This is a genomic window from Pseudoalteromonas marina, assembly GCF_000238335.3.
Classification (GTDB): domain Bacteria; phylum Pseudomonadota; class Gammaproteobacteria; order Enterobacterales; family Alteromonadaceae; genus Pseudoalteromonas; species Pseudoalteromonas marina.
This window is the reverse complement of record NZ_AHCB03000010.1, coordinates 50,226-73,798: the sequence shown is the minus strand read 5'-3', so window position 1 is coordinate 73,798 and position 23,573 is coordinate 50,226. Positions and strand designations below refer to the sequence as shown.

Annotated in this window: 20 protein-coding genes and 4 tRNA genes; 10 read left to right on the top strand and 14 right to left on the bottom strand. The window is 40.5% G+C overall.

What is annotated here, in order from left to right; genetic code table 11:
- Positions 1–26 precede the first annotated feature (26 nt).
- From PMAN_RS14760 to PMAN_RS14750, 3 genes are all read left to right on the top strand, one after another.
- Positions 27–1,016, top strand: a complete 990-nt coding sequence (locus PMAN_RS14760; RefSeq protein ID WP_010557789.1) for a hydrolase — start codon at positions 27–29, stop codon at positions 1,014–1,016.
- Positions 1,016–1,270, top strand: coding sequence for a YheU family protein (locus PMAN_RS14755; protein ID WP_010557790.1), 255 nt, complete (start codon positions 1,016–1,018; stop codon positions 1,268–1,270). Before PMAN_RS14760 ends, PMAN_RS14755 begins: the two co-directional genes overlap by 1 nt.
- A gap of 64 nt (positions 1,271–1,334) precedes the next feature.
- The gene (locus PMAN_RS14750) at positions 1,335–2,531 is read left to right on the top strand and encodes a dipeptidase (protein WP_010557791.1); all 1,197 of its coding nucleotides are present in this window, start codon (positions 1,335–1,337) and stop codon (positions 2,529–2,531) included.
- A 325-nt stretch (positions 2,532–2,856) separates the two neighbouring features.
- Here the strand turns inward: PMAN_RS14750 and tuf are convergent, their stop codons facing one another.
- From tuf to murB, 8 genes are all read right to left on the bottom strand, one after another.
- Positions 2,857–4,041, bottom strand: a complete 1,185-nt coding sequence (gene tuf, locus PMAN_RS14745) for an elongation factor Tu (protein ID WP_006791257.1) — start codon at positions 4,039–4,041, stop codon at positions 2,857–2,859.
- A gap of 128 nt (positions 4,042–4,169) precedes the next feature.
- Positions 4,170–4,245 (bottom strand) — tRNA-Thr (locus PMAN_RS14740).
- A gap of 11 nt (positions 4,246–4,256) precedes the next feature.
- Positions 4,257–4,331, bottom strand: a tRNA-Gly gene (locus PMAN_RS14735).
- A 45-nt stretch (positions 4,332–4,376) separates the two neighbouring features.
- Positions 4,377–4,465 (bottom strand) — tRNA-Tyr (locus PMAN_RS14730).
- Positions 4,466–4,505: 40 nt separating this feature from the next.
- Positions 4,506–4,581: transfer RNA gene (locus PMAN_RS14725), tRNA-Thr, on the bottom strand.
- A 126-nt stretch (positions 4,582–4,707) separates the two neighbouring features.
- Positions 4,708–5,418: a type III pantothenate kinase gene (locus tag PMAN_RS14720; RefSeq protein ID WP_010558062.1), complete on the bottom strand. Its 711-nt coding sequence runs from the start codon at positions 5,416–5,418 to the stop codon at positions 4,708–4,710.
- The gene (gene birA, locus PMAN_RS14715) at positions 5,415–6,419 is read right to left on the bottom strand and encodes a bifunctional biotin--[acetyl-CoA-carboxylase] ligase/biotin operon repressor BirA (protein ID WP_010558063.1); all 1,005 of its coding nucleotides are present in this window, start codon (positions 6,417–6,419) and stop codon (positions 5,415–5,417) included. Before birA ends, PMAN_RS14720 begins: the two co-directional genes overlap by 4 nt.
- On the bottom strand, positions 6,416–7,426 hold the full coding sequence (gene murB / locus PMAN_RS14710) for a UDP-N-acetylmuramate dehydrogenase (protein ID WP_010558064.1): 1,011 nt from the start codon (positions 7,424–7,426) through the stop codon (positions 6,416–6,418). The genes birA and murB overlap by 4 nt, the downstream gene beginning before the upstream one ends.
- Positions 7,427–7,568: 142 nt before the next feature.
- Here murB and PMAN_RS14705 point away from each other — a divergent pair, with 142 nt between their 5' ends.
- A complete protein-coding gene (locus PMAN_RS14705) occupies positions 7,569–9,410 on the top strand; it encodes a M1 family metallopeptidase (protein WP_010558065.1) in 1,842 nt (613 codons plus the stop codon).
- A 67-nt stretch (positions 9,411–9,477) separates the two neighbouring features.
- Here the strand turns inward: PMAN_RS14705 and PMAN_RS14700 are convergent, their stop codons facing one another.
- Positions 9,478–10,080, bottom strand: coding sequence for a DUF2057 domain-containing protein (locus tag PMAN_RS14700; protein ID WP_006793874.1), 603 nt, complete (start codon positions 10,078–10,080; stop codon positions 9,478–9,480).
- Between the two features lie 92 nt (positions 10,081–10,172).
- Here PMAN_RS14700 and PMAN_RS14695 point away from each other — a divergent pair, with 92 nt between their 5' ends.
- The 3 genes from PMAN_RS14695 to PMAN_RS14685 all read left to right on the top strand — a co-directional run bounded on the left by PMAN_RS14695 (position 10,173) and on the right by PMAN_RS14685 (position 13,676).
- The gene (locus tag PMAN_RS14695; RefSeq protein WP_006793873.1) at positions 10,173–10,544 is read left to right on the top strand and encodes a histidine triad nucleotide-binding protein; all 372 of its coding nucleotides are present in this window, start codon (positions 10,173–10,175) and stop codon (positions 10,542–10,544) included.
- A gap of 196 nt (positions 10,545–10,740) precedes the next feature.
- Positions 10,741–11,397, top strand: coding sequence for a helix-turn-helix transcriptional regulator (locus PMAN_RS14690; protein ID WP_008132268.1), 657 nt, complete (start codon positions 10,741–10,743; stop codon positions 11,395–11,397).
- A 122-nt stretch (positions 11,398–11,519) separates the two neighbouring features.
- A complete protein-coding gene (locus PMAN_RS14685) occupies positions 11,520–13,676 on the top strand; it encodes an ATP-binding protein (RefSeq protein ID WP_010558066.1) in 2,157 nt (718 codons plus the stop codon).
- Between the two features lie 28 nt (positions 13,677–13,704).
- Here the strand turns inward: PMAN_RS14685 and PMAN_RS14680 are convergent, their stop codons facing one another.
- The 5 genes from PMAN_RS14680 to PMAN_RS14660 form a co-directional block, all read right to left on the bottom strand.
- On the bottom strand, positions 13,705–15,120 hold the full coding sequence (locus tag PMAN_RS14680) for a mannose-1-phosphate guanylyltransferase/mannose-6-phosphate isomerase (RefSeq protein ID WP_010558067.1): 1,416 nt from the start codon (positions 15,118–15,120) through the stop codon (positions 13,705–13,707).
- 76 nt (positions 15,121–15,196) lie between these two features.
- Positions 15,197–15,970, bottom strand: coding sequence for an amidohydrolase (locus PMAN_RS14675; RefSeq protein WP_010558068.1), 774 nt, complete (start codon positions 15,968–15,970; stop codon positions 15,197–15,199).
- Positions 15,958–17,100: a methionine aminotransferase gene (locus tag PMAN_RS14670; RefSeq protein WP_010558069.1), complete on the bottom strand. Its 1,143-nt coding sequence runs from the start codon at positions 17,098–17,100 to the stop codon at positions 15,958–15,960. The genes PMAN_RS14675 and PMAN_RS14670 overlap by 13 nt, the downstream gene beginning before the upstream one ends.
- 70 nt (positions 17,101–17,170) lie before the next feature.
- Entirely contained in the window at positions 17,171–18,652 is a 1,482-nt protein-coding gene (locus PMAN_RS14665) for an FMN-binding glutamate synthase family protein (RefSeq protein ID WP_033035688.1), read from the bottom strand.
- Positions 18,653–18,739: 87 nt separating this feature from the next.
- Positions 18,740–20,521 (bottom strand): DUF885 domain-containing protein, encoded by a 1,782-nt coding sequence (locus tag PMAN_RS14660; protein ID WP_033035678.1) that lies wholly within the window; start codon positions 20,519–20,521, stop codon positions 18,740–18,742.
- A 531-nt stretch (positions 20,522–21,052) separates the two neighbouring features.
- Here PMAN_RS14660 and PMAN_RS14655 point away from each other — a divergent pair.
- The 3 genes from PMAN_RS14655 to PMAN_RS14645 all read left to right on the top strand — a co-directional run bounded on the left by PMAN_RS14655 (position 21,053) and on the right by PMAN_RS14645 (position 23,564).
- Complete coding sequence (locus tag PMAN_RS14655) at positions 21,053–22,039, top strand: GGDEF domain-containing protein (RefSeq protein ID WP_006793865.1); 987 nt, start codon at positions 21,053–21,055, stop codon at positions 22,037–22,039.
- 83 nt (positions 22,040–22,122) lie between these two features.
- Positions 22,123–22,878 carry a bifunctional demethylmenaquinone methyltransferase/2-methoxy-6-polyprenyl-1,4-benzoquinol methylase UbiE gene (ubiE, locus tag PMAN_RS14650; RefSeq protein WP_006793864.1) on the top strand — a complete coding sequence of 252 codons (756 nt, stop codon included), beginning with the start codon at positions 22,123–22,125 and terminating at the stop codon, positions 22,876–22,878.
- 11 nt (positions 22,879–22,889) lie between these two features.
- Positions 22,890–23,564, top strand: coding sequence for a ubiquinone biosynthesis accessory factor UbiJ (locus PMAN_RS14645; RefSeq protein WP_010558072.1), 675 nt, complete (start codon positions 22,890–22,892; stop codon positions 23,562–23,564).
- The last annotated feature ends 9 nt before the right edge of the window (positions 23,565–23,573 follow it).

The following is a 23,573-nucleotide window of genomic DNA, read 5'->3' as shown; positions in this document are numbered from 1 at the left end:
GTTTTTGCAAAGTGTGTAGTATAAACATGACTCATAAGTTTAAACCCGCATGGTGGATGACCAATCGTCACGTTCAAACCATAATGCCGCGTTTTTTCCGCCCTTTTCATAATACTCGCTACGAATTAGAACAGCTTGATACACCCGACGGTGATTTTATTGAGCTTGCATGGTCACTTCCGCATAACGAAAACGCTCCACTTGCCATTGTATTGCATGGCCTTGAAGGCAATATTAATAGCTTCTATGCCAAAGGCATGATGAAAGCGCTAAAAAAGCAAGGGTATGCCGTTGTACTCATGCACTTTAGAAACTGCTCAACAGAGGTAAACCGTCTTCCCCGTGCGTACCACAGTGGTGACACAGACGACTTAGGCTTTTTTATTAATCACTTAAAACTACAATTTCCAAACAGGCCTTTATTTGCGGTTGGTTTTTCGTTAGGTGGTAATGTATTAGCAAAATATTTAGGTGAGCAAGCTCAGCGATGCCCATTAAATGCAGCAGCCGTTATATCAGCACCGTATGATTTATCATCATCAAGTGATGTAATACGCAAAAGCTTAGGTAAAATTTATCAAAAGTATTTGCTCGATCGTATGAAAAAATCGATGCAGCGCAAGTTGCCTCAAATTAAGCAGCAAATACCCATTACAACTGATGAATTAATGGACATTAATGATTTATTAGAATTTGATAACCATATAACAGCCCCTTTGCATGGCTTTGAGAATGCACATGATTATTATCGTCAAGCCAGTGCTATGCCCTACTTAAAATATATTACTGTACCTACCTTGATCATTCATGCGAAAGACGACCCAATGCTGTCGATTAAAGCGGTGCCTAGCAAGCAAGATGTGAGTGAAGATGTTACCCTGTGCGTCTCTGAAAAAGGTGGGCACGTTGGATTTATTAGCGGTAGTAATCCGTTTAAGCCCATTTTTTGGTTAGAAAAAGCCGTACCCAGCTATTTTGGCCAACACATAATAAACAAAACGAGTAACAAGCAGTAATGATTATCCCTTTTGAACAACTTGATAAAGACACACTATACAACTTAATAGAAAGCTATGTACTGCGTGAAGGCACTGATTATGGCGAGCAAGAGTTCAGTATTGAAAGTAAAGTAGCGCAAGTCAATCAGCAGCTAAAAAATGGTGAAGCCATGGTATTTTTCTCTGAGCTGCACGAATCGGTCACTATCATCTCAAAGAGTGAATTTAAAGCACTGCAAAGTGAAGAGCACCAACAAGCGTCGTATGATTAGAGTGTAATACTTGTAACTTTTTAGCTGAGCGTACACAATGGCTTTTTACCCAAAGAGCCAAAACATGATAAAACTCAGCACTCTAGTGGTAGCCGTATCACTAGCTTTAACAAACCAAGCCTTTGCAGAGCAACCTGTTAGCGCGTCAGACAAAGCGGTTAAACTTGCCAAAGACACTATTTTAATCGACACTCACATTGATGTACCTTACCGTATTCACGATACGTGGGCTGATGTAACTAAAGCCACTAATGATGGCGACTTTGATTATCCTCGCGCAGTAAAAGGTGGCTTAAACGCGCCATTTATGTCGATATATATTCCTGCCCATTTAGAGTTTGAAGGTAAAGGCAAAAGCTATCAGTTAGCTAATCAGTTAATTGATGGGATGGAAGCGATTGCACAACGCGCACCCGCTAAATTTGCAATGGCAAGCTCGACAAACGACATAGAGCAACAATTTAAAGATGGCAAATTGTCTATTGCTATGGGGATGGAAAACGGCTCCCCTATTGAAGGTGACTTAAAAAACCTTCAGCACTTTTTTGACCGTGGCGTACGTTACATCACTCTTGCACACTCACAAAGTAATCATATTTCTGACTCATCTTACGATATTCGCCGCAAATGGAAAGGACTTAGCCCTTTTGGTAAAGAGCTAGTCACTGCAATGAATAATATGGGTATGCTGATTGATGTGTCGCATATCTCAGATGATGCGTTTTATCAGGTAATGGAATTGTCTAAAACTCCTGTTATTGCCTCACATTCATCATTGCGTAAGTACACCCCTGGTTTTGAGCGCAATATGAATGACGATATGCTATTGGCCCTTAAAAAGAACGGTGGTGTGATTCAAATTAACTTTGGCTCAAGCTTTGTTACAGCAAAAGCAGGTGCATGGGGTAAGCAACTAAAAAGTACAAAAGAGTCTGCTAAAAAACAAGGCACTAAATTAAGTAATGATTTTGATGCGGCTTATCGCGCTAAAAATCCGTATCCTTTTGCCAGTCTTAAACAAGTGCTTGATCATATTGATCACGTCGTAGAGTTGATTGGCATTGATTATGTTGGCATTGGCTCTGATTACGACGGTGTTGGCGATTCGTTACCGATTGGTTTGAAGGATGTGTCTAGTTATCCAAACTTAGTACAAGGCCTTATGGATAGAGGTTACAGCGGTGGCGACATAAAAAAAATACTAAGTGGCAATACACTAAGAGTATGGAAGCAAGCTGAAGCATATGCCAAAAAACACTAAGCTGTGAAATTTGTCAGTTATCAAAAAGTTTAATTAATAGCACGGCTTAAAGTCGTGCTTTTTTATGTGTTAAGTATAATTTAACACCAAGCTACTAATAACTGAAAACGAAACACTTTTCTTTAGGCATTAAAAAACCCGAGACTAAGCTCGGGTTTTTTAGTATTAATTAACTTAAACGTTAACTATCACTCATTGAACGTTGCTACAAAGCATCTACGCCTGAGGTAAGAGCGCCACCTTCACGTGAGGCAAATTGCAGGCATTAAAAAACCCGAGACTAAGCTCGGGTTTTTTTAGTATTAATTAACTTAAACGTTAATTATTACTCTACGATAGTTGCTACAACACCAGCACCTACAGTACGGCCACCTTCACGGATAGCAAAACGAAGACCTTCATCCATCGCGATTGGTGCGATTAGAGTTACTGTCATCTTGATGTTATCACCAGGCATTACCATTTCTACGCCTTCTGGTAACTGTACGTCACCAGTTACGTCAGTTGTACGGAAGTAGAACTGTGGACGGTAACCTTTGAAGAATGGAGTATGACGACCACCTTCATCTTTAGAAAGTACGTATACTTCTGAAGTGAATGTAGTGTGTGGGTTGATTGAACCAGGCTTAGCTAGTACTTGACCACGTTCAACGTCTTCACGCTTAGTACCACGTAATAGTGCACCAATGTTCTCACCAGCACGACCTTCGTCAAGAAGCTTACGGAACATTTCAACACCAGTACAAGTAGACTTAGTAGTCTCTTTGATACCAACGATTTCAACTTCGTCATTCACGTTGATGATACCGGCTTCAACACGACCTGTTACAACAGTACCACGACCTTGGATTGAGAAAACGTCTTCGATAGGCATGATGAATGGCTTATCGATGTCACGCTCTGGCTCTGGGATGTAAGAATCTAGTGCTTCTGCAAGCTCTACAATCTTGTCTTCCCATTGCTTCTCGCCTTCAAGTGCTTTAAGTGCAGAACCTTGAATTAGTGGTAAGTCGTCACCTGGGAAATCGTACTCAGAAAGAAGTTCACGAACTTCCATTTCTACTAGCTCAAGTAGCTCTTCGTCATCAACCATGTCACATTTGTTCATGAATACGATGATGTAAGGTACGCCAACCTGACGAGAAAGAAGGATGTGCTCACGCGTTTGTGGCATTGGGCCATCAGTCGCAGCTACTACTAAGATAGCGCCGTCCATTTGTGCAGCACCAGTGATCATGTTTTTAACATAATCGGCGTGACCTGGACAATCTACGTGTGCGTAGTGACGAGTTGGTGTGTCGTACTCAACGTGTGAAGTTGAGATTGTGATACCACGCTCGCGCTCTTCTGGAGCGTTATCGATTGATGCGAAATCTTTAGCAACACCGCCGTATACTTTTGCAAGTACGTTAGTGATTGCTGCAGTTAGTGTAGTTTTACCGTGGTCAACGTGGCCGATTGTACCAACGTTTACGTGCGGTTTTACGCGTTCAAACTTTTCTTTTGCCATGACGGAACCTATCAGTTTTGTGTATCTAGATTACATATGAAAATAATCCACCGAAGGTAGATTAAGTTAATTTTTTCAAATAGTATTTTCTGACAGATAAAGGAAGTAATCAAGAAGATTCTTAAGACTGGTGCTGATAGGCAGAGTCGAACTGCCGACCTCACCCTTACCAAGGGTGCGCTCTACCAACTGAGCTATATCAGCAACACAAGAACTGGAGCGGGCAGCGGGAATCGAACCCGCATCATCAGCTTGGAAGGCTGAGGTAATAGCCATTATACGATGCCCGCGTTAGGAATCTGTTCTTAATCTACCTCTAACCGTCAAGAATAAAGTGGTGGAGGGAGCTGGATTCGTTCGAACCAGCGAAGGCTGAGCCGTCAGATTTACAGTCTGATCCCTTTGGCCGCTCGGGAACCCCTCCACGATAATTCTCTACTAATTCACTTTCGGTAAAAGGAAAGTGGTGCCGACTAACCGAGTCGAACGGTTGACCTACTGATTACAAGTCAGTTGCTCTACCAGCTGAGCTAAGTCGGCACTGCTTTAGTACGGGGCGAGATATTAGAGTAAGGTTTATTGGGATGCAACAATAAAATTAAAAAAAATGCGATTTTATTGGTTAAATGTTCAATATTCATGCAAAAGTCGCTGATTTTTCTATTTTTAGCTTGTTTTGCTTAAATCTCGCCAAAAATTTAAACCTTTCATTACTAATAAAGAATCAAAAATACTACCTTCAAATTGTTGCTTTAACAGTGCGCCATAACCACCAGCAAAAACAATTTGTACTGTTTTTGTGCTATTTTGCACGCCTAAGTGTAATTTAGCTTGTTCCACCGCCCCGATGGTCGCAACCAACGCACCATTTTTTAAACCGTTAGGTGTATTTTTCCCTAATTGATTCTCAAAGGGGGTTTTTTCGTCGTCAAATACTCGTTGGGTGTTTTGTGTCAGTGATGATGTCATTAAATCGAGCCCAGGTAAAATCCATCCACCTAAATGGTGGCCTTCACTGGTTAACACATCAATCGTTGTGGCGGTACCAGCATCAACCACGATACATGCTTGGTTAGGGTGCAATGTAAAACCAGCAATAAGCGCAAGCCATCTGTCTATGCCTAGGTTGTTTACTTGCTCGTATGCGCAGCTTAATCCTTGAAGTGTTTTAGTCACCGTTGCTTCATAACATGCTATATGATGCTTAGCAGCTTGGGCTAATAATTTATTAAGTAAGTCACTTCGCCCTACACAAGCGTATACAACTTCTGTTATTTGCGGCCAGGGTAAATTATTTAAATCTGCTGGTTGTGCCTGCTGATTGTGCCAAAGCACTGCTTTTAAAGATGTGTTACCTACATCAATGAGTAATCTCATAGCTGTGCCTTTCTCAGTGATATTTCACCGCCATAATAGCTTTTTACCTCGCCGTCTTGGCGGATACGAATCCCACCTTGAGGGTCAATTCCTTCGCATATTCCCCGCCAACTTCTATGGCCTGTATTTAGCTCTACGCACTCACCGGCAAATGCATTTAGCGAATTCCATTGCTCGTGCATTGTTTGTAACCCACTTTTACGATACTGATCTAATCGATTCTCTAAGTGGTAGGTGAGTGATGCCACCAGCTCGTTTTTATCTAGCTGCTGGGTATGCTGGCTTAGATCTGTCCATGCTTGATCTATGTGTTGACTAAAGCTCTGTGGCATTTGCAAATTAATACCAATTCCTAACACTAACTGACACGGCCCTTGAGGCTGCCCATCTAGCTCAACAAGTACACCAGCAAGTTTTTGTTTATTTAGGTAAATATCATTTGGCCACTTAAGCTCTAACTCTATGTCGTAAAGCGCTTTAATTGTATCGTATACCGCTAATCCGACCGCAATCGACACCCCCATAGCTGCTTGAAGGCCATCATCTAAACGCCAAAAATAGCTGTAATAAAGGTTTGCACCAAACGGTGACTGCCACACACGGCCTCGTCGTCCTCGGCCAGCCTGCTGCATTTCAGCCACAATCACGGTACCCGACTCAAGCGCTGTTTTAGCTTGTACACGCCTCATAAGTTCGGAATTGGTTGAGTCAATTATAGGATGTACTTCTACGTTCACTGGCTGTGACTTTAACTGGCTAGTTAATTGATTAAAATGCTGCTTTATTTTGGTTTGATTTAAAAGCCCAGCGTGGTTATTTAGGCTATAGCCTTTACCCGTTACTTTAAAAATATCTAAACCCATAACTTGTAAGCTATTTATGTGTTTACTCACTGCCGCGCGACTAATACCGAGTTGCTCACCTAGCGCTTGACCAGATACAAAACCGGGTTGATTTAACGCATTCAATATAGCGAGTTTATTGCCATCGGGTGCTTTCACTGTGTAACGTCTCCTTGTATGTAGCATTCATCGGTTGTGTTTATTAACCGTACTTCATGCTCAAGCAGTATGTTGTAACGCGAATACACAACATGCTGAATATGCGTGATCATAGCAATCAAGTCTTCGCCTTCGCTGTTACCATGATTAACCAATACCAGTGCTTGTTGTCTATGAACCTCAATACCCGCTACGCGATAACCTTTAAGGTTTGCGTTATCGATTAGCCAACCCGCAGCTACCTTATGCTCACTTTGCCCATAGGCGTAATAAGGCGCATCAGGAAACTGCTTTAACAACGTTGCTAACTGTTGATTGGTAATTATCGGGTTTTTAAAAAAACTGCCCGCATTTGGTAACGTGTATGGATCTGGCAGTTTACTATTACGAGTTTGAATAACGTGTTCAAATACGGCGCGTGGTGTCAAGTTTGTTAGCTGTTTTAATGGCCCATAACTCAAAACAGGTTGCCATTGCTTTGGCAATGCTAGCAATACACGTGTGATAACGGCTTTATTTTTTAGTCCATGTTTAAATACAGAGTCGCGGTAGCCAAACTCACATTGCGCGTTAGTTAAACAAACAAGTTTCTTGCTGTGTATGTCAAAGTACTCAACCGACTCTACAAACTTAGAAAGCTCAACACCGTAGGCTCCAATATTTTGTACAGGTGACGCCCCAACTGTACCAGGTATAAGTGCTAAGTTTTCAAGCCCTGGTAAGTTTTTATCAAGCAAGTAACTTACTAATGCGTGCCAATTTTCACCAGCGGCAACGCTTATTAAAGTATCGGTTTCACGGGGTGTAATAGTAATCCCTTTGGTGGCCATTTTGATAACCGTACCGTGGTAATCGTTTAAAAAAATGGTATTACTCCCCTCCCCCAACAAACAAAATGGTGACGAAAAGCTTTGAGTATAAAGTTGCTCAAGATGAGTAATTTCAACTAAATTTTGGCATTGATTATGTAATGCAAAGGTGTGTAAAGGGTGTAATGCGTACGCCACAAAGCTCTCAAGATAAACCGTTAACTAATCGTAATAGTTTACCTCATCGTCGCAAAATGCGCATCAGATTGTAAAAATTGCTCAACCCACCCAGCCAATCGTGATATAAAACCTGCACTTTTTATTTGTGTTCAAGGTAATTATGAAAATTAAACCTCTCTTTTTAAGCCTCGCTATGGCAGGTATGTGTTCGCAAGCAATGGCGAATGCGGTTGATCAAAACTCATACGCCAATCTTGACGATGTTGTTACAACTCACCTTAGCCTTGATTTAGATGTCGATTTTGACGACAAGCAATTAGAAGGCTTTGTTGAGCATACGCTTAAATGGAATAACAGCAAAAGCAAAACACTAGTGCTTGATACCCGCGACTTAGACATTGATAAAGTAATGTATCAAACACAAACAGGTAGCTGGCACAAAGCTAAATTCACTTTAGCGAATCGTGATGATGTCAAAGGCTCAAAGCTTACTATTAAATTTAAAAGCCAAGCTAAAGTAGTGCGTATTTATTATAACAGTCGCCCAGAAGCATCTGGTCTACAATGGTTAACACCTACGCAAACTGCCAGTAAAACGCACCCGTTTATGTATAGCCAATCGCAAGCAATTCACGCTCGTAGCTGGTTACCAGTGCAAGACACTCCAGCAATGCGTGTAACCTACTCTGCACGAATTACCACGCCTAAAGATATTCGTGCGGTTATGAGCGCAGACAACAAAGACGCGCTTTATAAAGATGGCGACTACCATTTTGAAATGCCGCAAGCTATTTCGCCATACCTAATTGCCATTGGTGCAGGTAACCTAGAATTTAAAGCAATGTCTCATCAGACGGGTATATTTGCAGAGCCTGAAATTTTAGAAGCCTCTGTTGCCGAATTTAACGACACGCAAGCCATGATCGATAAAACCAATGCCATGTATGGCGACTATGCTTGGGGCCGTTACGACTTACTCATGCTTCCGCCAAGTTTTCCGTTTGGTGGCATGGAAAATCCACGTTTATCGTTTATTACCCCTACCGTTGTTGCAGGCGATAAAAGCTTAGTTAACCTTATTGCGCATGAGCTTGCTCACTCTTGGTCTGGTAACTTAGTGACTAATGCAACGTGGGAAGATTTATGGTTAAACGAAGGTTTTACCTCATACGTTGAAAACCGCATTATGGAAGAAGTGTTTGGCCGCGACCGTGCCGTTATGGAACAAGCACTCGATGCAGCAGGTCTTCGCGCGCAGCTTAAAACCATTGACGCGCCAGACACACGCCTTAACTTAAAGCTTAATGGTCGTGACCCAGATGATGCATTTAGCTCGGTACCATACACTAAAGGTCAATTATTCTTAATTTACTTGGAAAACAAGTTTGGTCGTGACAAGTTTGACCCTTTCGTAAAAACTTATTTTGACGAGTTTGCTTTTAAATCGTTAACGACTGCACAATTTGTTACCTATATTGAAGCTAATTTAATTAACAAGTACCCAGGTATTGTTAGCATGGATAAAGTGAACGAGTGGATTTTTGAGCCAGGTTTACCAACAGATGCTCCTAACCCTACCTCTGATGCGTTCGATAAGGTTGATACTGCAACTACAGCCTGGTTGCAAGGCGCAAAAACTGCTGCTCAGTTACCTACAGCAAACTGGACAGTACACGAGTGGTTGCACTTTTTAAATAACCTACCACGCGATTTAAGCATTGAAAAAATGACTGAGTTAGATGACGAGTTTAACTTAACGCAGTCAACCAACGCAGAACGTGCATTTGCATGGTATATGCTAGCAGTAGACAACGGTTATCAGCCAATTTACCCTGCACTTGATGCGCATTTATCAGGTATTGGTCGTCGTAAGCTAATTGTGCCGCTGTACAAATCACTTATCACTAACGGTAAGAAAGACTGGGCGCAGAGTGTTTACTTAAAAGCACGTCCCGGATACCACCCACTAGCACAAGGCACTATTGACGCATTATTTGAATAATAAATAATGTAAAGTAACAACTAAAAGGGCCTAATTTGGCCCTTTTTTAATGCTTATTTTAAATAGCTTAGTTTGTTACTTTTTCTAAAAAAGCTTTGCGCTCAGCAACTGTTGCTTGCTGCCACCAAAAGTCGAGCATTTGCGCCGCACTTGGCATGCCTTTGCCTGTAATAGGCGCAATAGGTTTAATTGGCCTACTTGGCTTTTCTGGACCCGCTGGTGCTTCTCGCATAGTTCTAACAGGCGCTTCGCTAGCAAGTTGGTTATTAGAGACAACACTCAATGGTGCAGCTAACGCACTGCCTTTAGCTTTTAAACTTACCATGGGCGATTGAGCAAATACTTTAGCCGCTACTGCATTTTCAGCACGATTAAATACCAAGGTATAATCTGTACCCGCCTCAATTGTAATATCAACCCAAAAAGGCTCTGACTCGACCACCTCATGCATATCGTAATCTTCATCGTATAAGTCGGTATACTTGAGCTTTAGCCGATACGACCCCGGCGCTAACTCTAAATCTTCTACACGGCTAAACAAAGAGCTTTCTATTATTCGCTCACCGACTTGCAACGGCACAAACTCTTCAGGAAAGTGAATGTTTTCTGCCATACTCGATACACTAAATAGCAATGCAGCTACACTGCTCATTAACACTGATTTACGCATATTAACTCCTTTGGTTGATTTGAGTTTGACACTGCTTTGAAAATTTGTCATTAGTGAATCTAAATTTCATACCACTTGATAAGGAACACACAATGAGCCAAGAGACTATCTTTACAAAAATAATCAACCGCGAGATCCCAGCAAACATAATTTACGAGGACGAAAATACTCTCGCGTTTGAAGATATAAACCCTCAAGCTCCTTTTCATGTGTTAATTATCCCAAAAATTGCAATTCCTACCATAAATCATATAAATGATGATAACGCACATTTAGTAGGTAACTTGTATGTGGTGGCCGCTAAGCTTGCAAAAGAACATAACTTTAGTGATGACGGCTACCGTGTTGTTATGAACTGCAACGATCATGGCGGACAAACCGTCTATCATATCCATCTTCACATGCTTGCCGGTAAGCAAATGGGGTGGCCTCCTTATCAAGATAATAAAAAAGAAATCGCTTAATTAAGCTCAGTTACTACATGCTATATAAAAGCATGTGTTCCTATAAATTAAAAAACAATTACTTATTTGCAACATTTTATGTTTAAATAATCATAAAATTGTACTTGTTTTTAAGTACGATAGCGGTTTTCTAATACTAAAGGTGTGGGAACCGTGATAAACTTAATCAGTCAGCTTTATAAAAGAGTATAAAAACATGAGCAGTTCTGCCTTTTTGTTATTAGATAAAGATCCAATTAATACTATTGGTATTAACGTATTAGAGCCATTGCTAAAAACGCAAGGACTAGACGTTACAACAGGTACTAATATATTGGATACACCTGAAGGGACTCGCTTACTTTTTATTGAAACATCTAGCAATGACGCGTGGGGAAAATTAAAAGAACAACTAGTAAACCTTCGTGTTAAGTGCGATATCATATTATTTAACTTAGATGAAAACCCAGAGCTTGCTAATCGAGCACTACTCAGCGGTATTCGTGGTGTATTTTACACGACCGATAATGCAGATGTGCTAATGAAAGGTATTCGACTCTTATTAGAAGATCAGCTTTGGTATCGTCGCGACATCATGTGTAATGCATTAAATCGCATGTTGCAGTTTAATAAAGACGCACTTCACAAGCTTACAGAGGGCGATATTGAACCTGTCAAACTTACTAAGCGAGAAAAAGCGATTATTTCATTAATGAGTAACGGTTCTAAAAACAAAGAAATTGCTGAAGAACTTAGCATTAGCCCACACACTGTAAAAACTCATTTATACAGCGCATTTAGAAAGACCAAGTGTCGTAACCGTATTGAGCTTTTATCGTGGGCACAGCAAAATATACCAGACGAAATTCGCTAAACGCTGACTTCGACTGAAATACAAAAACAGACACTTAGGTGTCTGTTTTTGTATTTAATATAAGCGCTTGTTAAGTTTATAATTTTTAATTAATCTAATCAAAATCACCTGCTGGAAAACCCATGCTTGACTCATACACTTTATATTTTGCCAGCATAGCCGTTATTGTCGTAATGACTTTTTTGAATATTTTAACTTGGCGAACCAATAAGCAAACCCCAGGGACACTGATATACATTTTTTATCCAGTATTGATGCTATGTGCTGTCGTTGCATTTGCGCTTGTAAGTAGCTCACATAACTTACTTGTTATAAATGCAGCGTGTAGCTTAATGTTTGCAGCCTCTATTGTGCACTGTTTTGCTATTAGTCAATTTTTAGATTATCGCGGACCTGGATTTAAGCTTCTTTGTTCAGTGACCGCATTTAGTGCAATGGTATTTGGTTATTATAGTTTTTTTGATCCCTCTTTAGCTGGTCGTGTTATCGCATCCGACCTACAACATATTTCAGAAGCCTTGTTTTTACTGTTTATATTTATAAAGTACGCTCGTAAACCTTACCCCAACGGCAGTATTGTATACATTACAATTTTAACACTCGTGGTGTTAGCCTTTATTGCGCGTTCAATTTTTATGAATGAAATTGAGCAAAAAGATCTCGTCTCAAGCAGTTGGTTTAGCACTGTATTATTTTTAAATGGCATCATAGCACCTATGTTTTATGCCGCTGGTATGGCACTGTTATGTAATGAACGCCGAGAGCATCACCTCAATACGCTCGCCGATAAAGCGCAGAAAGATTTAGAAATACGAGGGCTATTTTTATCGACTATTAGTCACGAAATACGTACACCACTCAATGGTATTTTAGGTAGTGCACAATTGGTCATGAACCAAACAAGCGATACGCATAGTAAAGCCTATTGCGAAGCAATTATTAATTCTGCCGAATCACTAAACCTACTGGTCGATAAAGTACTTGAATATGCGAGTCTAGACCAAAGTGACGAAGCCCTTTATGAAGAAGATATTGAATTTAAAACATGGCTAAATAACTTATGCTTATTGCTCAGCCCATTAGCAGAACAAAAACAGCTTAAATTTGAGCTTATATGTAATATTCCTGAACAAGCATGCTACTACTGTGACCAGCAAAAGCTTCGACAAATAATTATTAACTTAGTTGGTAATGCTATTAAATTTACTGACCGTGGCGTAGTAAAAATTCAAGTTGATTTAGTTTTAGAAAAACAACTAGAACACACTATAAAAGTGAGTGTTAAAGATTCAGGCCCAGGTATCGAAAATGAAGAAATCGCCTACTTAACAGAGCCTTATGTACAAAGTAGTGCAGGCAAGGAAAAGGGCGGCACCGGTCTTGGACTTGCAATTACCAGTCGCTTATTAGAAAAACTCGGTAGCCGCCTTGAAATTTCTAGTCAACTGGGCACTGGTAGTGTATTTAGCTTTACGATTACTTTTGCGCTGGGTGAGTTAAGCCTTGTAGAGCAACGCCATCAAACAAAAGATTATTTAACAGGGCTCGATGTTCTTTTGGTGGAAGATTTAGACCTAAACCAAAAAATTGCTATTGAGTTTATGGCCGATGACGAACACAAAATTAAGCTCGCTAAAGATGGTAAAAGTGCCATTGAGTTAATGCAAGCTCATCATTTTGACGTCGTCTTACTTGATATGAATCTACCCGATTTAACAGGTCAAGAAGTTCTTAAACGCCTTAAACGCCTTGATCACAAAAACCAGCGTACACCTGTACTCGCCTTTACTGCGAGTTTAAGCCCTGATGAAGTTAAAGAGTACTTAGCGTTGGGTATAAAAGACATTGTTGGTAAGCCAATTAAACACCAAAAACTGCGCCAAGCATTAAGCGATTCTCAATCAAATCAAACCACTAATATTGCAGTAGAACTTATAGATACCCTGTACGATAAGACAGCTATTGAAACACTCGCCAGCTCGTTTAGTGAGGATGAGGTATCGTCTATTTATAATGAGTTTGTACTCTCTGCTCGTAATAAGCTGATACGCTGCCAAGACTTAATAGACCAGCATCCTGAACAGTGCATTAAACTTTTACACCGCCAAGCGAGTACTGCATTGCAATTAGGGTTTAATCGTTACGGTATGGAGCTTAAAAAAATTGAGCGCCGCCTACTCGACAATAAGCCTCATAACGGCATGCTTGATGAGGCACTTGATCTTTGGCAACGCAGCCTTGAGAAATACTTAAAATTTGTACGTAGTGAATTAGGTTAAAGCGGTTTACTTTAAAAAGTAGAGCAGCTTAATACCTTCCGTACATATCATTAAATCGCTCAATGTCATTTTCATCAAGTATGATACCCGTTTGTACCTCAATAACAATTAACGGCACTTGCTGGTTATTCGCTAAGCTATGCAGTTGTTTAGCGGCAATATAACAAGATTGATCTTGGGTGAGTGTTAATTCTTGGTCATCAATACGCACATCTGCCACCCCAGATACAACAACCCAATGCTCTGCACGATGCTGATGGCGCTGCGTCGAAAGTTTAGCATCGCTATTAACGGTTATTTTTTTAACTTTAAAACCACTACCTTCAACCAAAGTGCGGTAGTTACCCCATGGACGATACACAACCTGATGGTGGTTGAGTTTATCGCTTTGGCTCAGTGCTAATTGTTTAAGTAATAAAGGTAAGCCATCGAGCTTATTTTTATCGGCAACCAGTGTGGCGTCGTGGGTGTGAATAATGGCTAAATCACTTACGCCAAGCGTAGCGATACTATGGTCGTGTTCGCTAATAACAAAATTATTGGTACTGTTTTGTGCCGTATGGTTTTCGCTTTTGTTGTTGCCATAACTATCTTTAGTGCTCAGGCTAGCAAGCGCACTAAAGCTGCCCACATCATTCCATTTAAGTGCTACAGGCATAACAGCAACATTGTTACTACGCTCTAAAATAGCATAATCAATTGAATCACTTGGGCAAAACTCAAGCGGTTCACTATCGGGCCTAGTAAAACCTAAGTCATGTGAAAAATGAGAAGCCATCTTCACGCTGTGCGCAATTTTTGGTGTGAAGCGTTCCAGTTCATCCAAATAGGCTTGTGGTGTAAATAAAAACATCCCACTATTCCAACTATAACCGCCTTCAGCTAAGTATTTTTGCGCCGTAGCTAGGTTTGGCTTTTCTTTAAACTCGGCCACTTCAAAACAGTTTGAGCCTGAAATTTTACTGCCTTGCTTTATATACCCAAACCCAGTGTGGGCCATTGAAGGTGTAATTGAAAAAGTAACCAACTTTCCTTGCTCTGCAAGTGTTACAGCATCGTTTATTTGTGATGTTAGCGGAGAAAAATCCTTTATATGATGATCAGCAGGCATCACCAACATAGGACCTTTAAGCCCACTTTGAATTGCGTAATGGGCAGCAAGTGCAATAGCAGGAGCCGTATTTTTACCTGTAGGCTCTAGTATCAACCCAAACACATTAGCTGCACTACTTTGCTCTTTAGCAATAAACCGGTGCTGTTCATTACACACTAAAATTGGCTGTGAAAACTCAGCCCCAGAGACGCGATTTAATGTATTTTGCAATAATGAGTTTTCATTATTCAATAGTGGCAAAAATTGCTTAGGCATTGCTTGGCGCGACAAAGGCCACAACCTAGAGCCAATACCACCAGCTAAAATAACAGGAGTGATTAAAGTGTTCATATTGCTAATTAGCCGCCAATCAATGTAATAGCGTCTATTTTAACACTTAATATGTTTAGTGCTATGTGAAGATGATTTAAGTCAGAGTAAACGTATCAGCATCTAAATAAGCAGGGAAAGCCGCTTTAAAGGCCTCTAAATGTTTTTTTTCAAGTGTCACTGTCACTAACTGCTCTGTGTTATCGGCCGCCTTAGCTAATGCCTCCCCCTTAAAATTATAAACTGCGGTGCCACCAGTGTGGGCAACACCATTGCCATCGTCGCCTATACGGTTAACCCCTACCACATAACATAAATTTTCTATTGCACGAGCTGCCAATAATGTATCCCAAACGGGGCGTCGCACCGCTGGCCAATTTGCTACATTTACCATTATGTCGTAGTCATTTTTATTGCGCTGAAACACCGGAAAACGCAGGTCGTAGCACACCTGCGGTAATAGTTTAAAGCCATTAATTTCAAACACTTTTCGCTCACTTCCTGCTAGTACATAGTCTCCCTCATTTCCTAAGCGAAATAGATGGCGTTTATCATAATAGATTACTTCACCACATGCTTTTACCCAATAAAAGCGGTTGGCTTTTTTATTACCTTGCGCCACCAGCACCGACCCAGCAATCACTGCATTATGTTTTTTTGCTTGTTGTTTTAACCACGTAAGCACCAAGCCATTTTCTGGCTCCGCGCAGTCAAGGTTTATAGCAAAACCAGTGGCAAACGTTTCAGGTAATAAAATAAGGTCAGGCTTTTCTGTTAGCGCCTCTAGCTGCTTATCAAGCATCGCTAAATTAGCGCTTTTATCAAGCCAGTGAAGAGAGCTTTGCACCAATGTAAGCGTTAAAGTTGACATAAAATATGGGCTGCCTCTTTTAGGGTTTCATTATTTTTTGCAAAACATAAGCGGATAACTTTATCACCCGGTGGCGTTTGATAAAAAACACTTAAAGGTATTGCCGCAACACCTGCTTGCTCAACTAGCCAATGGCAAAATTCAACATCGTTTAAATCAGATACATCACTATAATCTAGCAATAAAAAGTAGGTTCCTTGGCTTGGTAAAACTGTAAATCGACTGCCGAGTAAATGACGTATAAGTAAATCGCGCTTTTGTTGATAAAAATCACTGAGCGAATCTACATGCTCGCTTTGTTGTTCTAACATGTCGGCCAATGCATGCTGAGCGGGTGTGAAGCTAGAAAAGGTCACATATTGATGAATTTTTCTAAACTCGCTCGCTAAATGTTCAGGGGCAATGCAATAACCCATTTTCCAACCTGTACAATGAAATGTTTTACCAAAGCTCGAAATAACAAAACTTTGAGCGAGCAATTCTTGATCTCGTAATACACTTAAATGTGGTTGCTCATCAAGTGTAATATGCTCATATACCTCATCGCTTACAATATATAATTTGTAAGTACAAACTAACCTCTTAAGCTCTGCAATGTCTTGTTGAGTTATCACTTTAGCGGTTGGGTTATGAGGTGTGTTTATGACAATAGCGCGGGTGTGCTTTGTAATTTTTTGCTCTACCTTACGCCAGTTAATCGTATAGTCGAGGGCCTTTAATGCAATATGTACGGACCTCCCGCCTGCAAGCTCAATCGCGGGTTTATAAGCGTCATAAGCTGGGTCAAATACGATGACTTCGTCGTTTGGGCGAACTATTGTTTGAATGGCAACAAAAAGGGCTTCGGTTGCCCCCGATGTGATGGTTATTTGCTTTGCAGCATTAAGCTCTGTAGCGTATTTTTTTTGTATCAAACTTGCAATTTGCTGCTGTAATTTAGGTACACCACTTGAAGGAGAATATTGATTAACACCATGTTGAACATAATGAGTAATCTGACTTTTTAAAAAGTTTGGTGTGTCGAACTCAGGAAACCCCTGCGAAAGGTTAATTGCAGAGAACTGATTCGCCAGCTCACTCATTTGGCTAAATATACTCACACCAACGTCAGGTAATTTACTATTGAACACACGCTTTCCTTACTTCATTTTTGGAACCACTCAAAATAAACACGCACCTATTACATCTGTTTATTTTAACCTACTTATAATTTTCGTAAATTTTATCTAATGGCTCCGAAAGGCCACTTTCTTGAACTATACGTACATGTTCGCGTTTAAGCTCTCGTGCACTTGTTACACCGCATGAGTGAGCAATAAGCCCCGCGCCATAATGAATATACTTATTGTAGTTAGCCACTCGCTGCGCTTTATCCGCAACGTTTAAACCGCGCTGCAAGCGTTCGTTATGAGTAGTAATACCGGTAGGGCAAGAATCTTTGTTACATTGCATTGCTTGAATACACCCTAATGCAAACATATGTCCGCGAGCCGACACAACAAAATCGGCCCCAAGCGCTAACGCCCAAGCAACCTTAGAAGGCACAATAAGCTTACCCGAAACAATAATTTTAACACGATCACGCAGTCCGTGTTTTTCAAGCATATTGACTACTAGCGGTAAACTTTCACGAAGTGGTAATCCCACAGAATCCATTAAGGGCTGAGGAGCAGCACCAGTTCCACCGTCAGCACTATCAATGGTAATAAAATCAGGAGCAGACTCAATACCACGGTGATTAATTTCTGCAAATAAGGTTTCTAACCAGCCATATGCACCAATAACGGCCTTAAAGCCAGTTGGTTTACCTGTGGTATTTCGTACCGTCGCAATCATATCGAGAATATCACTGGGGTTTTTAATTTCAGGGTGCCCATTGGGACTAATAGAATCTTCGCCCTCAGGAATACCGCGTATTTTTGCTATTTCAGCATTCACTTTGCGCCCAGGTAGCATGCCTCCCTTACCAGGTTTAGCACCTTGGCTCATTTTAAGCTCAAACATTTTAACCTGCTCGTGTGCTGCAATCTGTTTGAGTTTTTCGATACTGAGCTGGCCATTTTCATCGCGTACCCCGTATTTAGCAGTACCAATTTGAAAAACTAAATCTGCGCCACCTTCAAGATGATAAGGGCTCAAGCCCCCCTCCCCCGTGTTCATCCAACAACCCGCGAGCTTTGCCCCTTTAGAAAGAGCACGCACAGCGGGCTTAGATAGCGCACCAAAGCTCATTCCCGATACGTTAAATAAAGAATTGGTTGAATAAGGTGTTTGGCAATAGGGACCAAGCGTTATTTCACTTGGCGCAAGCGCTTCTTCATCAAGCGTAGGGAAGGCGCAGTTCATAAACATTACTGTACCTGTGACCTCTAAACTTTGTGTAGATCCAAATGCCGCGGTACGGTCTACATTTTTTGCAGCGCGATAAACCCAACTACGTTCGGCACGATTAAAAGGCATTTCTTCCCTGTCGAGGGCAAAAAAGTATTGTCTAAAAAACTCGCCTTGACGTTCAAAAAAATACCTAAAGCGTCCAATTACAGGGTAATTTCGCCTAATTGCATGCTTTGTTTGTGTAACATCGCGGATATAAAAAACGGCCACAATTAAAACTAATAAGCCTAAAAAAACAATAAATAGACTCGCAAATACGTCAATACTAAACATTATAAAGTTGTTCATTGGTGATCCGCTGCTGTAAAAATAAAAAAGTGCTATGTCCAACATGACATAACACTTTTATGCATTCAAGAATTAACCATTTGTAGGCTAACTCTTCTGTTTGGCTAACTCTTCATTAATATATAAACGTACTTGCGCCTCTAAAACAGATAAAGGGACAGAGCCATGGCGTAATACCTGATGGTGAAACTCCCTAATATCAAAACTTTGCCCAAGAGCTTGCTCAGCCTCTTTACGTAAACGTTTAATCGTAAGCTCACCAATTTTGTATGACAGTGCTTGGCCAGGCCAAGTTATATAGCGATCGGTTTCGGTTTTCACATTGTGTAACGACAACGCTGTATTTTCGCTCATAAACTGCATAGCGCGCTCTCTGCTCCAACCATACATGTGCATACCGGTGTCTACCACTAAACGAGCAGCTCGCCACATTTCGTAAGTTAAACGACCAAATCGGCTATAAGGACTTTGATAAAAGCCCGCTTCAATGCCTAAGTACTCAGAGTAAAGCCCCCAACCTTCACCGAATGCCGATAAATACGCATCTCGACGATAACGTGGCAAGGTTTCTAATTCTGCATTTAATGATATTTGTAAATGATGACCCGGTACCGCTTCGTGCAAAGTGAGCGCTTCTAATACATACAGTGGGCGTTTATCAAGTGCGTACGTATTCACCCAATAATAGCCCGCCTCATCATCTCTATTTGAACCTGAGTAGCGACCCGTTGTGTATTTGGGCGCTATGCTCGCGGGTACCGGCGCAACACCATACGGTTTACGAGGCAAGGTATGAAACAGCTTAGGCAGTTGTGCGTCCATTTTTTTTGCTATATATGCTGCCTCTTTAAGTAGCTCCTCCGGTGTGGTTGCATAAAATTGCGGATCGGTTCGTAAAAAGTGAATGAACTCTGCAAATGTTCCCTCAAACTCGACTTCTTTTATAATGGCTTCCATTTCGCCGCGAATGCGTGCAACTTCTTTTAACCCCAGCTCGTGTATCTCTTTAGGGGTCATCTCGGTAGTGGTGTAATATTTAGCTCTATTTTTATAAAACGATTCGCCGTTTGGCGTATTTGAAATACCTATCGAAGTGCGCGCACCAGGGCGATACTCCTGTGTAAAAAAAGCTAAATAATTTTTATATGATTCAATTACTTTATCTTTTATTACAGACTGCGCCTGCTGCTGAAGTGATTTAAACTCACTCTCTGGCAAGCCTGCGTTATTTTTTAAAAAAGGTTTATAAAATTCAGACGTTGTAACATCCTCAACTATATAGGCTGATATTGATTCTTCGTACCCTTCAAGCACCGCTTTAGGTTGCGTTAAACCTGTTTCAAGACCTTTTTTCATCCAATAAATATTTTGTTCAAAAAAGCGAGGGACCTGAGCCAAACGTGCTAAATAGGTTTGATAATTTTGCAGTGTTTTATATTGGCTGCTGTTTACAATATACGATAAGCCAGAATGAAAACCGTACTCAGAAGTTAGCGGCATGTAATGAGTATTAAATACATATTCGTCAACGCTGTTTTGTACTTGAGCACGAATAATACTGAAGTTTATTTGGTTTTCATCACTCAGGGACGCTGCATCTAAGGCGTCTAGCTCAGCCAAGAACTGAGTTTTTTTATTGTATTGCTGCTCTAAAAACTCAGGCGATAGATTCGCTAACAAATAACCATTAACACCCTCAATGTTGCCGTAAGGGCTGGAACTTTGTCGGTAATCAACAATGCTATCTGCAACCGCTGTAAACTGACTATCGGCGTTATAGTTTGTGGTTTGACAGGCACTTAAAGTACATAAAAGCGTCATGCTGATAAGTGTATTGCGGATTGGCTTAAGTAATAAATTATTCGTCATAATAAAATTTAGTCAGATAATGAATTTCACAAAGCTATCGCAGACTCAGTAAATAGCAAGTAAATGAGACAAGTATCGTTGATGTTAACGCCCTACCAGGCTTAAAGCTTATTCAATAAAAGGGCAAGCTATGATACAGCATATTGCTATTACACTGCGCTATCAGGCGCATTTGCAATAGCGTCTCTTTATAACGTGCCTTTACCTTATTACTAAAACCACCACTGTAAGATGAAGTTTTAAATAAAAATCGACTCTAAAAGTACAGTTTTAAAAAGTATTTATTAAACGATCAATCCTATTAAATGAGTTAAAAACAAGCCTAATTGATGAGAAAAGCAGCTATTAAGCGACTAAAGTAAAATTTAAGTTCCCTTGGCCCTATTTTTGCTTTTTAATATCAGTTATAACGAATACAGTAGTAAAAAATAATAAAAAAGCTTGGAAGCACAATCGACTCATGGAATGAAATTATAAATTAAGCATTGATGCGTACTTAGTTGGTATTAAATAATGATGTTCCATGATTCCATGGCTATTGCTCAAGAGAAAATGACTCAAGTGTGTATGTTCTTAGAACGCTATGCATTGCCGCCAACGCCCCTGAACTTTCAAGTTGTTTACACCTACGTTAGCCAAGCAAATTTAAAATTAAATAAAACATTAGATCGCGCTATTTCTACCGATGAAAACATTGATGGCGTATTAATAGAGCAACTTTACTTTGAATTTTTAAATGTCGGACACAATACGCAAGTGTCGATGATTCAAAACGTAGACGGCGTTATTACTTCATTGTCTAACAATGCGCAAAATACAGAAAAACAAATCAGTCGCTTTGCAGATCAAGTGAGTGAATGTGTTCATTCGCTTGACGAAAACAATATAGAACAAAGCCGCCAAGCACTTAACAAACTTGATAAGCAAACTGCTGAGTTACTCGCTCAACATAAAAAGTTTAAGCAAGAGCTAACGAGAGCAAAAAAACTACACGAAAGAACACAAAAACAACTTTCTCAACTTCGTAAGCAACACATTATAGATAGTCAAACCGGCTTATTTAAACGCCATTACTTAACCCAACAAACTGAACTATGGGCGACTCAAGACAAGTCTATTTGTGCCATTGCCATTCAAATCGATAATTTAGCGCATTTTGTTGATAACTTTGGCGATATTATTGGTGAAGTGATTTTAAATAAAGTGGCTAAACAAGTTCAAAAGTATGTAATGCAAAGTGGTTTACCGGGGCGTACCGCTAAAGATCAGTTCACTGTTTTATTAGCTGATATTGATCCAGAAACAGCAATTCTCATCGCTGAAAAAGTTCGTAAAGGTGTAGAAAAACTGCGTTTTGTAAGCTCAAAAAGTGGCGCAAAACTGCCCAGCATTAACTTATCGCTTGGAATCGCTCAGCATCAGCAAAAAGAAGACTTTAACCAACTGGCTAAAAAGGCATCACACGCGGCATTTAAAGCCCGCTCTCTTGGCCAAAGTAGTTTTACCGCCGGCCAATAAAACACCTGATAAATCATATTCAAATTGCACCTTCGGTGCACAATAAAGTACACTAGTGCTTATTGCCACGATAGAGATTAATCATGAACGAGACCCCAGAAAAGACCACGCACTTTGGCTACAAAACCGTTGCTGAAAACGAAAAAGCATCAATGGTTGCAGATGTATTTCACTCTGTTGCGGCTAAGTACGATGTAATGAATGATTTAATGTCTTTTGGTGTCCACCGTTTATGGAAACGTCAAACTATAGCCAGTTCAGGCGTGCGTAAAGGCCATCATGTTCTTGACTTAGCCGGTGGTACAGGCGATTTAACTGCAAAATTTAGTCAACTGGTCGGTGAAACTGGCCAAGTGGTTTTGGGCGATATTAACTCATCTATGCTCAAAGTAGGTCGTGAAAAGCTTCATAATTTAGGCCTTGTAGGCAATATTGACTACGTACAAATGAATGCTGAAATGCTGCCATTTCCAGATAACAGCTTTGATGTGATCACCATCGCCTTCGGTTTACGTAATGTAACCGACAAAGACAAGGCGCTGCGCTCAATGTATCGCATACTAAAGCCAGGTGGTCGTTTGTTAGTATTAGAGTTTTCTAAGCCAAAACACGAAGCACTTAGCAAAGCGTATGATTTTTACTCGTTCAATTTACTGCCAACAATGGGCAAGCTAGTTGCTAACGACAGTGAGTCTTATCAATATTTAGCAGAGTCAATTCGTATGCACCCAGACCAAGATACGCTTAAAGCTATGATGGATGAAGCTGGGTTTGAACAAACAACGTATCAAAACCTAACAGGCGGAATTGTTGCCCTTCACCGTGGTTTTAAATATTAAGGCTCTGAGTCATGGCGCTTGATCAAGCATCTGAAAAAAACAGTGATAATACAGATACATCGACCTTTTTGATGCTACCTAACTTTGTACTTTCGCTTGTTGAGCGCATTTTAAATCAAGCACTTAAACTCGACCCTAACGTAGTCCAAAAGCTAAACACGGTAAAACAACAGCGTTTACTTGTTGAAGTTAGAGACTGGCAACAAACCATACAGGTTGTTTTTGCTGACGAAAAACTACACCTTTATGCCGCTGACAACAGCGATTATAGCGATTGCATGATCAGCGCCGATATAGACACGCTTGTTGCTCTTAAAAACCCAGCCATGCTTACACAGCTAATTCGTCAAGATAAACTCGATTTACAAGGCGACTTGAATATAGCGCAAGCATATAGCGGTGCATTTTCAGGGTTAGACATAGATTGGCCCGAACAGTTATCAAGTTATATTGGCGACGCACCAGCTCAACAACTTTATTTGCATTTTATGTCGCTAAAGCGCCATGGTAGCAAAATTAACGCGCAACTAAGCACCACGTTAACAAGCTTATTTCAAGACGAGCTAGCTGTTACGATTCACCCTTTAGAACTTGCACAATTTAAACAACAAAACCGAGAACTAAAAGGCCAAGTTGCCGCCATAGAGCAGCGTATAAACACTTTATTAAGCGCCAAAACACGCTAAGGACTTTTT